A 14,514-nucleotide genomic window follows, 5' to 3' on the forward strand; every position below is an offset into this window, starting at 1 on the left:
CCCACCAGCTCGGCAACCACGAGTGCCGCTGACCGACGACGAACGTGGTCACCGCGGAGCGGTGGAGCGGTGACGGACCCGACGTCACGACGTCGGCAGCGAGCCCGCCAGCACCCCGTCCGCGACGACGCGCGCCTCGGCGGCCCCCGCGACGACGGCCTCCCCGTAGCCGCGCACCCACGCACCGACCCCGTCGGGCGTCCCGGTCGCGAATCCCGCGACCGCGCCCAGGTACGGGTTGAGGGACGCCGCCCAGGCGGACTCGGTGACCAGCGACCCGGTGGGGTCGAGCCCGCGCGCGGTCAGCAGCAGCCGCGCGACCGCTCGGGCGACGACCCCGTTGGCCGCGGCGAACGGTCGCAGGGTGAGGAGCTCGGCGTGCACGACGGCCGCCACGACGAGCGCCGGTGCGGTGGACGTCCGGACGGTCCGGCCGAGCAGCTCCACCCGGGCGGCGAGCTCGTCGCCCACCGGTGCCGGGCCGAGGCCGCGCAGGTCGCCGGGCTGCTCGGCGGAGCGGAGCCGGCCGACGGACGCGTCGGGCAGCCAGCCGCCGGTCGCGGCGACGTGGACCTGCGCGAGCAGCTGACCGAGCGGCGGGAGCGTCGCGGCGCCCCGGTCGCCGAGTGCGGGCATCCAGCGCTCGACCAGGGCCGTCGCGCGCAGCGCACCGACGACGACGGGCTCCGCGCCACCCTGCGTGGCGAGCGACCGGACCAGCGACAGCGGTACGCGAGCGCCCTCGATCGCGCAGGACGCGCGGGTGGCGCGCAGCCCGGCCTCGGCCCTGACCTCACGCCACCGGCGCCGGTAGGCCTCGTGCCAGCGCAGCTCCTCGCACGCGACCCGGGCACGGTCGACGGCGTCGGCCACCCCGGGCAGGTCGAGCAGCGGGGCGAGAGGGTCGGTCACGCCGTCACCCTAATGAGCGCCCGACACGCCACAATGGCCAGATGGTGTCACCGAGCGTCTCCTCGTCCATCACAGCACGCCTGGAGGTGCAGGCCCGTCCGACCGCCGTCAGCGAGCTCACCACGGCGATCGAGAAGGCCGGCGGCATCGTCACCGCGCTGGACGTCACCGCGTCGGGCCACGAGCAGATGACGGTCGACGTCACGTGCGCGACGCGCGGCGAGCAGCACGCCGCGGACATCGTCGAGGCCCTCAAGGGGCTGCATGGCGTCGTGGTCGAGCGCGTCTCCGACCGCACGTTCCTCATGCACATCGGCGGCAAGCTGTCGATCGAGTCCAAGGTGCCGCTGCGCAACCGCGACGACCTGTCGATGGCGTACACGCCGGGGGTCGCCCGCGTCTGCGAGGCCATCGCGGCCCACCCGGAGGACGCCCGCCGGCTGACCATCAAGCGCAACACGATCGCGGTGGTCACGGACGGCACCGCCGTGCTGGGCCTGGGCAACATCGGCCCGCTGGCCAGCCTGCCGGTCATGGAGGGCAAGGCGGTGCTGTTCAAGCGGTTCGCGGGGATCGACGCGTTCCCGATCGCGCTGGACACCGCGGACGTGGACCAGATCGTGGAGACGATCTGTGCGATCGCCCCGGTGTTCGCGGGGATCAACCTGGAGGACATCTCGGCGCCGCGGTGCTTCGAGATCGAGCGCCGGCTGCGGGAGCGGCTGGACATCCCGGTGTTCCACGACGACCAGCACGGCACGGCCATCGTCGTCGTCGCCGCGCTGACCAACGCGCTCAAGGTGGTCAAGAAGGACCTGGCCACCGTGCGGATCGTCCTGTCCGGCGCGGGTGCGGCGGGGACGGCGGTGCTCAAGCTGCTGCTCGCCGCGGGTGCGAAGGACGTCGTCGTCGCGGACATCCAGGGCGTCGTGCGCGCCGACCGGCCGGGGCTGGACGAGTCCATGTTCTGGACGGCGTCGATGACCAACCCGCGCGGCATCTCGGGCAGCATCCCGGACGCGCTGAGGGACGCCGACGTGTTCATCGGCGTCTCGGCGCCCGACGTGATCACCGGGGACGACGTCGCGACGATGGCGAAGGACGCGATCGTGTTCGCGCTGGCCAACCCCCGCCCCGAGGTGGACCCGGACGACGCGGCCCGCCACGCGGCGGTGGTCGGCACGGGCCGCTCGGACTTCGCCAACCAGATCAACAACGTGCTGGCGTTCCCGGGCGTGTTCCGCGGGCTGCTGGACGCGCAGTCGCACCGGATCACGAGCGCGATGCTGCTGGCGGCGGCGTACGCCCTGGCGTCGGTGGTCACGGACGACGAGCTCAACCCGACCTACATCGTGCCCAGCGTGTTCAACCCGGAGGTCACGACGGTCGTCGCCGCCGCCGTCACCAAGGCCGCGCAGACCCCGGTCGAGGTCTAGACCCGTCGCGCCAGCTCGAGGGCGGCCCGCTGGGTCGCCCGGACCAGCCCGTCGGGCACGTCGCCGTCGGCGAAGGTGACGGCGAGCCCGGCGATCGGGTGCCCGGTGTGGTCGCGCACGACGGACGCGACGGACGCGAACCCGGCCGTGACGTCGCCGCGCTCGGACGCCCAGCCGACGCGGCGGACCTCCGTGAGGATCGCCCGCAGCTCGGACAGCCGGCGCGGCCCGACGCCCGTGCGGTCGACGAAGGCGTCGCGCCCCGGGAACAGCGCACGGACCTGCGCCGGCGGCAGGAGCGCCAGGATCGCGCGTCCGCTCGCCGTGAGGTGGGCGGGCAGCCGGACGCCGACGTCCGTCACCAGCGACGGGCGTCCGGCGGCGCGTTCCTCGACGACGTACAGGACGTCGCGGCCGTGCAGGACGGCCAGGTGCGCGCTCTCGCCGACGTGGTCCACGAGGCGCGCGAGCACCGGTCGCGCGGCACGCGCGAGGGGCGCCTGCCGGGAGTAGGCCGAGCCCAGCTCGAACGCGCTCAGGCCGAGGCCGTAGCGGTGCTCCTCGGGGAGGTGGACGACGAAGCCGTGCTCCGTCAGGACGGTCAGCAGGTGGTAGGTCGTCGACCTCGGCAGGTCGAGCGCGATCGCGAGCGCGGCGGAGGGCAGGGGGCCCGTGCGCGAGAGGTGCTGCAGCAGGCGCAGGGTCGCGTCGGCGGCGGGGACGGCGGTCATGTGTCTGGGATACCAGACACATTCCAGCGACGGCACCTCCGCAGTCCCGGTTCCGCGCGGTGTCATGAACCATGAGCGCCACCGTCGTCGTCGGCACCGGCCCCGTCTCGATCGCGGACGTCGTCGCCGTGGCGCGCGACGGGGCGGGGGTGCGGCTGTCCGACGAGGCGCTGGTCGCGATCGCGCGAGGCCGCGCGGTGGTCGACGAGCTCGCCGCCGACACCGCGCCGCACTACGGAATCTCCACCGGCTTCGGGGCGCTGGCCACCCTGTCGATCCCGGCGGAGAAGCGCCGCGACCTGCAGCGCAGCCTGGTCCGCTCGCACGCCGCGAGCACAGGCCCGGAGGTCGAGCGGGAGGTGGTGCGTGCGCTCATGCTCCTGCGCCTCTCGACGCTGGCGACGGGCCACACGGGCGTCCGCCCGGAGACCGCGACCGCGTACGCCGCACTCCTCGACGCCGGCCTGACACCGGTGGTCCGCGAGCACGGCTCGCTCGGCTGCTCGGGCGACCTGGCGCCGCTGGCGCACTGTGCGCTGGCGCTCCTGGGCGAGGGCGAGGTCCGGGACGCCACGGGGGCGCTGGCGCACGACCTGCCGGTGCACACGCTGACCGAGAAGGAGGGGCTGGCCCTCATCAACGGGACGGACGGGATGCTCGGCATGCTCGCGCTGGCCCTGCACGACCTGGCCACCCTCCTCGACACCGCCGACGTCGCCGCCGCGATGAGCGTCGAGTCCCTGCTGGGCACGGACGCGGTGTTCGCGGCCGACCTGCAGGGCCTGCGGCCCCACCCGGGCCAGGCGGTGTCCGCCGCGAACATCCGGGCGGCCCTGCAGGGCTCGGGCATCATGGCGAGCCACCGGACGCCGGAGTGCACCCGCGTGCAGGACGCGTACTCGCTGCGGTGCGCGCCGCAGGTGCACGGTGCGGCCCGGGACACCGTCGAGCACGCCCGCGCGGTCGCCGAGCGTGAGCTGGCGGCAGCGATCGACAACCCGGTGATCACCGACGACGGCCGCGTCGAGTCCAACGGGAACTTCCACGGCGCACCGGTCGGCTACGTGCTCGACTTCCTGGCGATCGCGGTCGCGGACGTCGCGAGCATGTCCGAGCGCCGCACGGACCGGTTCCTCGACGTGGCGCGCAGCAACGGCCTGCCGCCGTTCCTGGCGCACGACCCCGGCGTCGACTCCGGGCTGATGATCGCGCAGTACACCGCCGCCGGGCTGGTCTCGGAGCTCAAGCGGCTGGCGGTGCCGGCGAGCGTCGACTCGATCCCGTCGTCGGCCATGCAGGAGGACCACGTGTCGATGGGCTGGCACGCCGCCCGCAAGCTGCGGCGCGCCATCGACGGCCTGACCCGGGTGCTCGGCATCGAGCTCCTCACCGCGGCCCGCGCGATGGACCTGCGTGCCCCGCTGGAGCCGTCCCCCGTCACGGGCGCGGTCCGCGACCTGCTGCGCGCCCGAGGTGTCCCCGGGCCCGGCCCGGACACGTACCTCTCCCCCGACCTGGAGACCGCCGCGGACGTCGTCCGTGACGGACACGTCGCCGCCGCACTGCGAGGAGCCCGCCCATGACCGGTCCCCGGCCCGTCCGCGCACCGCGCGGCACCACCCTCACGGCGCGCAGCTGGCAGACCGAGGCCCCGCTGCGCATGCTCATGAACAACCTCGACCCCGACGTCGCGGAGCGTCCCGACGACCTGGTGGTCTACGGCGGCACGGGCAGGGCCGCCCGGTCGTGGGACGCGTACGACGCGATCGTGCGGACCCTGACCACGCTCGCCGACGACGAGACGCTGCTGGTCCAGTCCGGCAAGCCGGTCGGGGTGCTGACCACGCACGAGTGGGCGCCGCGCGTGCTGATCGCCAACTCCAACCTCGTCGGCGACTGGGCCACGTGGCCGGAGTTCCGCCGTCTGGAGCAGCTCGGCCTGACCATGTACGGGCAGATGACGGCCGGCTCGTGGATCTACATCGGGACGCAGGGCATCCTGCAGGGCACCTACGAGACGCTCGCCGCGGTCGCCGCCAAGCGGTTCGGCGGGACGCTCGCGGGCACGCTGACCGTGACCGGCGGCTGCGGCGGCATGGGCGGTGCGCAGCCGCTCGCGGTCACGCTCAACGGGGGTGTGTGCCTCATCGTGGACGTCGACGGTGACCGTCTGCACCGCCGGGTCCGCGAGCGCTACCTGGACCGCGTCGCGACGAGCCTGGACGAGGCGATCACGCTGGTCTCAGCCGCTCGCGACGAGAGGACCGCGCTGTCCGTCGGCGTCGTCGGCAACTGCGCGTCCGTGCTGCCGGAGCTGCTGCGCCGCGGCGTCGAGGTCGACGTCGTCACCGACCAGACCTCCGCGCACGACCCGCTGTCCTACCTGCCGGTCGGCGTCGACGTCGCCGACTGGGCGTCCTACGCCGCGGCGAAGCCGGAGGAGTTCACCGACCGCGCGCGCGAGTCGATGGCCCGGCACGTCGAGGCGATGGTCGGCTTCCAGGACGCGGGCGCCGAGGTGTTCGACTACGGCAACTCGATCCGCGACGAGGCTCGTCAGGGCGGCTACGACCGCGCGTTCGACTTCCCCGGGTTCGTGCCGGCGTACATCCGGCCGCTGTTCGCGGAGGGCAAGGGTCCGTTCCGCTGGGCCGCGCTCTCGGGCGACCCGCGCGACATCGCCGTCACGGACCAGGCGGTCCTCGACCTCTTCCCCGACGACGACCACCTGCACCGCTGGATCCGCGCCGCGCAGGACCGGGTCGCGTTCCAGGGGCTGCCCGCACGCATCTGCTGGCTCGGCCACGGCGAGCGCGACCGTGCGGGGCTGCGATTCAACGACCTCGTCGCGTCCGGTGACGTGAGCGCCCCCCTCGTCATCGGGCGCGACCACCTCGACGCGGGCTCCGTCGCGTCGCCGTACCGCGAGACCGAGGGCATGGCCGACGGGTCCGACGCGATCGCCGACTGGCCCCTGCTGAACGCCCTGGTGGCCGCGTCGTCCGGCGCCACCTGGGTGTCGATCCACCACGGCGGCGGGGTCGGCATGGGCCGCTCGATCCACGCCGGGCAGGTGTCCGTGGCCGACGGCACCGACCTCGCCGCCCGCAAGCTGGCCCGCGTGCTGTCCAACGACCCCGGCATGGGCGTGCTGCGGCACGTCGACGCCGGCTACCCGCGGGCCGACGAGGTCGCGACGGCGAACGGCCTGCGGGTGCCGATGCGCGAGGGCGACGCGTGACGGCCACCGCCACCGCGTTCCGCCGGGCGTGGGACGACCTCGCACCCGTCGGGCGCGCACCGGACGGCGGCTACCGCCGGTTCGCCTGGACGCGGGAGGACCACGTGCTGCGCGAGTGGTTCGCCGGGGAGGCTGCCGCCCGCGGGCTCGACCTGACCACCGACCGGGCGGGCAACCAGTGGGCCTGGTGGGGCAACCCGGACGCGACACCGGGGATCGTCACGGGCAGCCACCTGGACTCGGTCCCGGGCGGGGGCGCGTTCGACGGGCCGCTCGGCGTCGTCAGCGGGTTCCTGGCTCTCGACCTGCTCCGGGAGCGCGGGGTGACGCCGACCCGGCCGCTAGGGATCGCGAGCTTCGTCGACGAGGAGGGCGCCCGCTTCGGGGTCGCCTGCGCCGGCTCACGCCTGATCACCGGGTCGCTCGACGCGGACAGGGCCCGGAGCCTGCGCGACGTCGACGGCGTCACGATGGCCGACGCCCTGAGCAGCGCCGGACGGGACCCGGAGGCGCTCGGGAGGGACGACGACACCCTTCGTCGCGTCGCGTCGTTCGTCGAGCTGCACGTCGAGCAGGGCCGCGGCCTGGTGCACACCGGCGACCCCGTGGGTGTCGGCCGGATGATCTGGCCCCACGGCCGCTGGCGGGTCGAGCTGCGCGGCGAGGCCAACCACGCCGGCACCACACCCTTGGCGGACCGTCGCGACCCGATGCTCGACCTCGCGGCGTTCGTCGGGCACGTCCGCGAGGCGGCCCAGGACGCCGGCGCGCTCGCGACCGTCGGCAAGGTGCACGTCGACCCGAACGGCGTCAACGCGATCCCGTCGCGGGTCACCGCGTGGCTCGACGTGCGGGCGGAGGACGAGTCGGCGGTCCGTGCGGTCCTGGCGACCCTGCGCGGCTACGCGCCGACGGAGGAGTCCTGGACCCCCGTCACCGTCCTGGACGCCGACCTCGCCGACGTGGCCGCCGGCGCACTGGGTCACCCGCCGCGGCTCGGCACCGGCGCGGGTCACGACGCCGGCATCCTCGCGGCCGCCGGCATACCGACCGCGATGCTCTTCGTCCGCAACCCGTCGGGCATCTCGCACGCCCCGGCGGAGGACGCCGACGAGGCCGACTGCCTGGCGGGCGTCGACGCGCTGGCCACCGTGCTGGGACGGTTGCTGGCGTGACGACCTACTGGGCGGCGCACGCGTGGCTGCCGGACGGGCCGGCCGACGACGTCCGGATCAGCGTGGCCGACGGCCGGATCGCCGCGGTGACCACCGGGCCGGCGGAGCCCGACGACCACCGCCTGCCGGGCGTGGTCCTGCCCGGGTTCGCCAACACCCACTCGCACGCGTTCCACCGCGCGCTGCGGGGCCGGACGCACGACGACAGCGGCACGTTCTGGACCTGGCGGGAGCGGATGTACGCGCTGGCGGCGACCCTGACCCCGGACACGTACTTCGACCTGGCGCGCGCCACCTACGCCGAGATGGTGCTCGCGGGAGTCACGGTGGTCGGCGAGTTCCACTACCTGCACCACGCTCCGGACGGCTCTCCGTACGACGACCCGAACGTCATGGCGGAGGCCCTGCGCGCCGCGGCCCGGGACGCCGGCCTGCGCATCACGCTGCTGGACACCGCCTACCTGACGGGCGGCATCGACGCGCCGCTGGAGGGTGCCCAGCGCCGGTTCGGTGACCACGACGCCGACGCGTGGGCCGCGCGCGTGGCCGACCTCCGACCCGACGGGACGCTCCGGGTGGGCGCGGCGATCCACTCGGTCCGCGCGGTCCCGCTGGACGCGATCCCGACGATCGCCGCGCACGCGGGCGGTCGACCGCTGCACGTCCACCTGTCCGAGCAGCGGCTGGAGAACGAGCAGTCCCTGGCGACGTTCGGCGTGACCCCCACCCGGCTGCTCGAGGACGCGGGCGCGCTCGGCCCCGACACCACGGCGGTGCACGCCGTGCACCTGAGCCCGGAGGACGTGGCGATCCTCGGGTCCACGCGGACCGGCGTGTGCCTCTGCCCGTCCACCGAGCAGGACCTCGGCGACGGGATCGCGCCGGGCGCCCTCCTGCACGCGGCGGGTGCCCGGCTCGGTGTCGGCAGTGACCAGCACGTGCGCACCGACCTGCTCGCGGAGGCCCGCACGGTCGAGCTGCACGAGCGCCTCGCCGACGAGTCGCGCGGCGTGCTGAGCCCCGCGACCCTGGTCGACCTGCTCACGAGCGGCGGTCACACCAGCCTGGGCGACCCGTCGGGCGGCCGGTTGGCACCGGGGGCGCCGGCCGACCTGGTCGCCGTCCGCACGGACACGCCGGCCACCGCCGGTGCGGACCCCGCGCAGCTGGTGATGGTCGCGGGCACCGCGGACGTCGACACGGTCGTCGTCGGAGGCGTGGTGCGGGTCGAGGGCGGCCGGCACGTCCTGGGCGACGTGGGCGCGATGCTGGGGACCGCGATCCGTGCCGCGTGGGAGGAGACCCGATGACGTCGCACCTGGTCACCGGTATCGGCGAGCTGGTCACGCACGACCCCCGGTTCGACGGGCCGCTGCGGGACGCGGCGCTCGTCGCCCAGGACGGCGTCGTCGTGTGGGTGGGACCGGCCTCCGCGCAGCCGGCGGCGGACGCCCGCACCGACCTGGGCGGCGCCGCGGTGGTCCCCGGCTTCGTCGACCCGCACACGCACCTCGTCTTCGCGGGCGACCGCGCGGCGGAGTTCGAGGCCCGCATGGCCGGCACGCCGTACACGGGCGGCGGCATCGCGACGACGGTCGCGGCGACCCGGGCCGCGTCCGACGACGACCTGCGCCGACGCCTCGCCGCGCTCGTGGCCGAGGCGCGGGCCCAGGGCACGACGACCATCGAGGTGAAGAGCGGCTACGGCCTCGACGTCGGCACCGAGGAGCGCCTGCTCCGCCTGGCCGGCGAGGTCACGACGGAGACCACGTTCCTGGGCGCGCACGTCGTCCCGCCCGGCACCGACCGCGCCGACTACGTGGCCCTGGTCACCGGCCCGATGCTCGCCGCGTGCGCCCCGCTCGCCCGCTGGGCCGACGTGTTCTGCGAGCCGGCGAGCCGGGTCGCGTTCGACGGCGACGAGGCACGCGAGATCCTGGTCGCAGCGCGCTCGGCCGGCCTGGGTCTGCGCGTGCACGGCAACCAGCTCGGCCCCGGACCGGGCGTCCAGCTGGCCGTCGAGCTGGGCGCCGCGAGCGTCGACCACTGCACCTACCTGGCGGACGCCGACGTCGACGCACTGGCCGGGTCCGGCACGGTGGCCACCCTGCTGCCGGGCGTCGAGTTCTCCACGCGGTCCCCGTACCCGGACGCCCGCCGCCTGCTGGACGCCGGGGTCGAGGTGGCCCTGGCGACCGACTGCAACCCCGGCACGTGCTTCTCCACGTCGATGCCGCTGATGATCGCCCTCGCCGTCCGTGAGCTGCGGATGACGGTCGCGGAGGCGCTCCGGGCGGCCACGCTCGGCGGCGCCCACGCGCTGCGTCGCGACGACGTCGGCCACCTGCGCCTGGGCGCCCGGGCCGACCTGGCCGTCCTCGACGCCCCCGACCACCGGCATCTCGCCTACCGCCCGGGCGTGCCGATCGCGCGAGCGCTGAGCCTGTAGCTCACGGCGTCGCCCGCACGGCGCTGCTCAGACCCAGGTGCCCCGCGCGTACTGCGGCTGCCATGCCACGTCCTGCGCGGCACCCAGCTCGTGCGCCGCGCGCAGCGGCCAGAACGGGTCGCGGAGGCCCTCGCGGCCGAGCAGGACGGCGTCCGCGGCCCCGTCCGCCAGCACCGCCTCGGCCTGCGCGGGGTCCGTGAGGAGGCCGACGGCCGCGACGGGGACGCCCGACGTCTCGCGCACCTCGCGGGCGGCGGGCACCTGGTAGCCGGGACCGACGGGGATGTCCGCGGGCGCGTTGCCCCCCGTCGAGACGTCCACCAGGTCGACCCCGTGGCCGCCCAGCTCCTTGGCCACCTGCGCCACCTCGTCGACCGTCAGCCCGCCCTCGACCCAGTCGGTCGCCGACAGCCGGACGAACAGCGGCTTGTCGTCGGGCCACGCGGCGCGGACGGCGTCGGTCGTCTCGACCAGCAGCCGCGCCCGGTTCTCCAGCGAGCCGCCGTACTCGTCGTCGCGCTGGTTGGACAGGGGCGAGAGGAACTGGTGCAGCAGGTAGCCGTGCGCGGCGTGCAGCTCGACGACGTCGAAGCCTGCCTCGTCGGCGCGCCGGGCGGCCGCCGCGAAGACGGCCGGGATGCGCGCGATCTCCTCGAGCGTCAGCGCGTGCGGCGCCTCGAGACCGGGGAACGCCGTGGCAGACGGGCCGACGGTGGTCCAGCCGCCCTGGTCGACGGGCACGGAGCCGCGCTGCGACGCGAACGGGGAGAACGTCGACGCCTTGCGGCCCGCGTGCGCCAGCTGCACGCCGACGAGCGTGCCGCGCTCGTGCACGAAGTCGGTGATGCGCCGCCACTCCGTGATGTGCAGGTCGTGCCAGAGCCCGGTGTCCTCGGGAGAGATCCGGCCCTCGGGGACCACGGCCGTGGCCTCGGCGATCAGCAGCCCGAACCCACCCGCGGCCCGCGAGCCGAGGTGCACGAGGTGCCAGTCGTTCGGGCTGCCGTCGACCGCCGAGTACTGGCACATCGGTGCCAGCCAGGCACGGTTGGCGAACGTGGTGCCGCGCAGCGTCAGCGGCGAGAAGAGACGGGTCACGTGCGGTCGCAACCGAGGAGCGGCGTCGTCGATTCCCCGCACCGGAGGCATGTGCGCCATCACACGCGGACCACGCGTTCCTGCCGGTCCCGGGCGCGCTGCCCGGCGACCAGCACCCCTGGGCAATACGGTGACTCGAACAGCGGCGTCGCCGACGCCGCCCGACGTGGCCAGCTTCGAGGAGCACGCATGAGCACCTCCGACCCGCACCGCCCCGGCGGCGCAACAGACCGTCCGGACGGGACGACGGAACCAGGCACCGGCGCGGACGCGTCCGTCGAGCAGACGACACCGTCCGCCGACGACTCCCCGGCCCACGAGGTCGCACCGACCGTCGAGACCCTCGACCCGCCGGCGCCGAGCGAGCCGACGACGGGCGAGCCCACGACGAGCGCGAACCAGCCGACCGCGAGCGAGCCGACCACGCGGCCCGTCGCGGCGTCCGACGAGCCGGTCGCGGGCAGCGCCGACCCCGAGCTGCCGCCGACCGCCGCCACCCCGGTCGCGGGCGCTGCCCCGGTGGCGGCGCGCAGCACCGGTGAACCCGCGGCGGACACCGGGCGGCACGCGGTCGTCCGTCCGGCGCCGACACCTCCGGACGAGCCGACGACGGCCGACACGTCCGCCGTCGACACCTCGCCGGACCCGGTCCGGTCCTCCACGGCGCCCGCTGCGCCCGCTGTGCCCGCTGTGCCGACGACGCCGAGCCCGGCCCCGACCACGCCCGAGCCGGTCGCCGAGGCCGCGGCACCGGCGGCCACGGAGCCGTCTCCCCCGGCCTCGCCGGGCGACGACCGGCTCTTCCCGGACCCGAACGCCCCGCGGACCACGTCGGTGGGCTCGCACATCCTGGGCGTCATCGTGGGTCTGATCCTGGCTCCCATCGGCGTCGCGGTGCTGCTGCTGGGCGAGTCCCGGATCCTGCAGGCGCAGGTCCAGGGCTGGGACGCGTCCACCGAGGTGCTGGGCATCGTGCTGGTCTCGCTCGGCCTCCTGCTCCTCGGCTGCGTCCTGCTGCTCGCGCTCTGGACACCCGCGGTCCCCATCACGGGCGGCACGGTGCTGACGCTGGCGGGGATCGTCTACCTGTACCTGCCCTCGGTCGCCCGCGAGCAGACGCTCAACCTCCTCTCGTCGTCGGGCTGGCGCCTCACGGTCACGCAGGTGACGGTCGCGGGGACGTCGGGCATGGTCCTCGCGGTCGGCTTCCTGCTCCTGCTGGCGGGCATCGTGGCCGGGTCGGCGCGTCGTCGCGGGGCCCGTCTCGGGGAGTTCCGCGAGCGCCACCGGGTCTGAACAGGCCCGATCGGGCCGGACGGGGAAGCATGGAGGCGCCGGGTGTCCGGCTAGAGTGCGGTTCCGGACCCCCGGTCCACCTGCATCGACGTCGCTGCACAGGAGGTGGTCCTCGTGACCGACACCACGCCCGAGACCCACGAGCCCGGCCTGGAGAACCTGCTCACGGAGGACCGCCGGTTCCCCCCGAGCGCGGAGTTCACCGCCCAGGCCAACGCCCAGCAGGGCCTGTACGCCTGGGCCAACGCCGACCGGCCCAGCTTCTGGGCCGAGCAGGCGCGTGAGCTTCTGAGCTGGGAGAAGCCGTTCGAGGAGGTCCTCGACTGGTCGAAGGCACCGTTCGCGCGCTGGTTCGCCGACGGGACGCTCAACGCCGCGTACAACGCGGTGGACCGGCACGTCGAGGCGGGCAACGGCGACCGGGTCGCCCTGCACTTCGAGGGCGAGGGTGGGGACACGCGCACGGTCACCTACGCGGACCTGCAGCGCGAGGTGTCGAAGGCCGCGAACGCGTTCACCGCGCTCGGCGTCGGCACGGGTGACCGGGTCGCCATCTACCTGCCGCTGATCCCCGAGGCCGTCGTCACCATGCTGGCGTGCGCGCGGATCGGCGCCCCGCACTCGGTCGTGTTCGGCGGGTTCTCCGCCGAGGCGCTGAGCAGCCGGATCAACGACGCGGAGGCCAAGCTCGTCGTCACCGCGGACGGCGGGTACCGCCGCGGGGCGGCCAGCGCCCTGAAGCCGGCCGTCGACGAGGCGCTGACCAAGGGAACGCCGTCCGTGGAGCACGTGCTCGTCGTCAAGCGCACGGGCCAGGACGTCGCCTGGAACGACGAGGTCGACGTCTGGTGGTCCGACGTCGTCGACACCGCCAGCGACCAGCACACCCCGGTCGCGGTGGAGGCCGAGCACCCGCTGTTCATCCTCTACACGTCGGGCACCACGGGGAAGCCGAAGGGCATCTTCCACACCACCGGCGGCTACCTGACGCAGGCCGCGTACACGCACCGCAACGTGTTCGACCTCAAGCCCGAGACGGACGTCTACTGGTGCACGGCCGACGTCGGCTGGATCACGGGGCACACCTACGTCGTCTACGGGCCGCTGATCAACGGCGCCACGCAGGTCATCTACGAGGGCACGCCCGACAGCCCGCACCGCGGTCGCTGGTGGGAGATCATCCAGAAGTACAAGGTCTCGATCTTCTACACGGCACCCACGGCCATCCGCACCTGCATGAAGTGGGGCGAGGAGATCCCCGCCCAGTTCGACCTGTCGAGCCTGCGGGTGCTCGGGTCGGTGGGTGAGCCCATCAACCCCGAGGCGTGGATGTGGTACCGCCGGGTCATCGGCGGGGACCGCACCCCGATCGTCGACACGTGGTGGCAGACCGAGACGGGCGCCATCATGATCAGCCCGCTGCCGGGCGTCACGGAGACCAAGCCGGGCTCCGCGCAGGTGCCGCTCCCGGGCATCGCGGCGGACGTCGTCGACGACGAGGCGCACCCGGTCCCCGACGGGGGCGGCGGCTACCTGGTGCTCACCGAGCCGTGGCCGTCGATGCTCCGCGGCATCTGGGGAGACCCGGACCGCTACGTCGACACGTACTGGTCGAGGTTCCCCGGCCTGTACTTCGCGGGCGACGGCGCCAAGAAGGACGCCGACGGCGACATCTGGCTGCTCGGCCGCGTGGACGACGTGATGAACGTGTCCGGTCACCGGCTCTCCACCACGGAGATCGAGTCGGCGCTCGTGTCGCACCCGTGGGTCGCGGAGGCGGCCGTCGTCGGCGCGGCCGACGAGACCACGGGCCAGGCGGTCGTCGCGTTCGTGATCCTGCGCGGTGACGCGGGCGGCGGCGACCAGGAGGCCGACGCGGTCCAGACCGAGCTGCGCAACCACGTCGCCAAGGAGATCGGCCCCATCGCCAAGCCGCGGCAGATCCTCGTGGTCGCGGAGCTGCCCAAGACGCGGTCCGGCAAGATCATGCGCCGCCTGCTGCGCGACGTCGCCGAGAACCGCCAGGTGGGCGACGCGACGACGCTCGCGGACTCCTCGGTGATGGACCTGATCGCCCAGGGCTTGTCCGCCCCCGGCGCCAAGCAGGAGGACTGAGCCGGAGCGCAGCGGAGGGTGCGGGTCGCGGAGCGGCACTCGCCCGCAGCGAAGCGCAGGC

Annotated in this window: 11 protein-coding genes; 8 read left to right on the forward strand and 3 right to left on the reverse strand. The window is 74.7% G+C overall.

Annotation, left to right across the window (positions count from 1 at the left end):
* Nucleotides 1-84: 84 nt before the first annotated feature.
* On the reverse strand, nucleotides 85-912 hold the full coding sequence (locus CXY01_RS03100; protein ID WP_146925614.1) for a Fic family protein: 828 nt from the start codon (nucleotides 910-912) through the stop codon (nucleotides 85-87).
* Between the two features lie 41 nt (nucleotides 913-953).
* Between CXY01_RS03100 and CXY01_RS03105 the strand changes: the two genes are divergently transcribed.
* Nucleotides 954-2,348, forward strand: coding sequence for an NAD-dependent malic enzyme (locus CXY01_RS03105; RefSeq protein ID WP_146925615.1), 1,395 nt, complete (start codon nucleotides 954-956; stop codon nucleotides 2,346-2,348).
* Here the strand turns inward: CXY01_RS03105 and CXY01_RS03110 are convergent.
* On the reverse strand, nucleotides 2,345-3,079 hold the full coding sequence (locus tag CXY01_RS03110) for an IclR family transcriptional regulator (RefSeq protein WP_146925616.1): 735 nt from the start codon (nucleotides 3,077-3,079) through the stop codon (nucleotides 2,345-2,347). The two genes, CXY01_RS03105 and CXY01_RS03110, sit on opposite strands and share 4 nt — an antisense overlap.
* Nucleotides 3,080-3,150: 71 nt before the next feature.
* On the opposite strand from CXY01_RS03110, the gene hutH reads away from it, so the two are divergent.
* The 5 genes from hutH to hutI are packed head-to-tail and all read left to right on the forward strand — an operon-like array spanning nucleotide 3,151 to nucleotide 9,944.
* Nucleotides 3,151-4,662: a histidine ammonia-lyase gene (gene hutH / locus CXY01_RS03115; RefSeq protein ID WP_146925617.1), complete on the forward strand. Its 1,512-nt coding sequence runs from the start codon at nucleotides 3,151-3,153 to the stop codon at nucleotides 4,660-4,662.
* Nucleotides 4,659-6,320: a urocanate hydratase gene (hutU, locus tag CXY01_RS03120; RefSeq protein ID WP_146925618.1), complete on the forward strand. Its 1,662-nt coding sequence runs from the start codon at nucleotides 4,659-4,661 to the stop codon at nucleotides 6,318-6,320. Before hutH ends, hutU begins: the two co-directional genes overlap by 4 nt.
* Nucleotides 6,317-7,495 (forward strand): allantoate amidohydrolase, encoded by a 1,179-nt coding sequence (locus CXY01_RS03125; protein WP_146925619.1) that lies wholly within the window; start codon nucleotides 6,317-6,319, stop codon nucleotides 7,493-7,495. The genes hutU and CXY01_RS03125 overlap by 4 nt, the downstream gene beginning before the upstream one ends.
* Nucleotides 7,492-8,805 carry a formimidoylglutamate deiminase gene (locus CXY01_RS03130; protein WP_146925620.1) on the forward strand — a complete coding sequence of 438 codons (1,314 nt, stop codon included), beginning with the start codon at nucleotides 7,492-7,494 and terminating at the stop codon, nucleotides 8,803-8,805. Before CXY01_RS03125 ends, CXY01_RS03130 begins: the two co-directional genes overlap by 4 nt.
* The gene (hutI, locus tag CXY01_RS03135) at nucleotides 8,802-9,944 is read left to right on the forward strand and encodes an imidazolonepropionase (protein WP_146925621.1); all 1,143 of its coding nucleotides are present in this window, start codon (nucleotides 8,802-8,804) and stop codon (nucleotides 9,942-9,944) included. The genes CXY01_RS03130 and hutI overlap by 4 nt, the downstream gene beginning before the upstream one ends.
* A gap of 27 nt (nucleotides 9,945-9,971) precedes the next feature.
* Here the strand turns inward: hutI and CXY01_RS03140 are convergent, their stop codons facing one another.
* Nucleotides 9,972-11,042: an NADH:flavin oxidoreductase/NADH oxidase gene (locus CXY01_RS03140; RefSeq protein WP_222594477.1), complete on the reverse strand. Its 1,071-nt coding sequence runs from the start codon at nucleotides 11,040-11,042 to the stop codon at nucleotides 9,972-9,974.
* A gap of 189 nt (nucleotides 11,043-11,231) precedes the next feature.
* Here CXY01_RS03140 and CXY01_RS03145 point away from each other — a divergent pair, with 189 nt between their 5' ends.
* Together CXY01_RS03145 and acs are read left to right on the forward strand one after the other, a co-directional pair.
* Nucleotides 11,232-12,338 (forward strand): hypothetical protein, encoded by a 1,107-nt coding sequence (locus CXY01_RS03145; protein WP_146925622.1) that lies wholly within the window; start codon nucleotides 11,232-11,234, stop codon nucleotides 12,336-12,338.
* Between the two features lie 114 nt (nucleotides 12,339-12,452).
* Nucleotides 12,453-14,453, forward strand: coding sequence for an acetate--CoA ligase (gene acs / locus CXY01_RS03150; protein WP_146925623.1), 2,001 nt, complete (start codon nucleotides 12,453-12,455; stop codon nucleotides 14,451-14,453).
* Nucleotides 14,454-14,514 lie beyond the last annotated feature (61 nt).

Source organism: Cellulomonas xylanilytica (assembly GCF_007989805.1).
Lineage (GTDB): Bacteria > Actinomycetota > Actinomycetes > Actinomycetales > Cellulomonadaceae > Cellulomonas > Cellulomonas xylanilytica.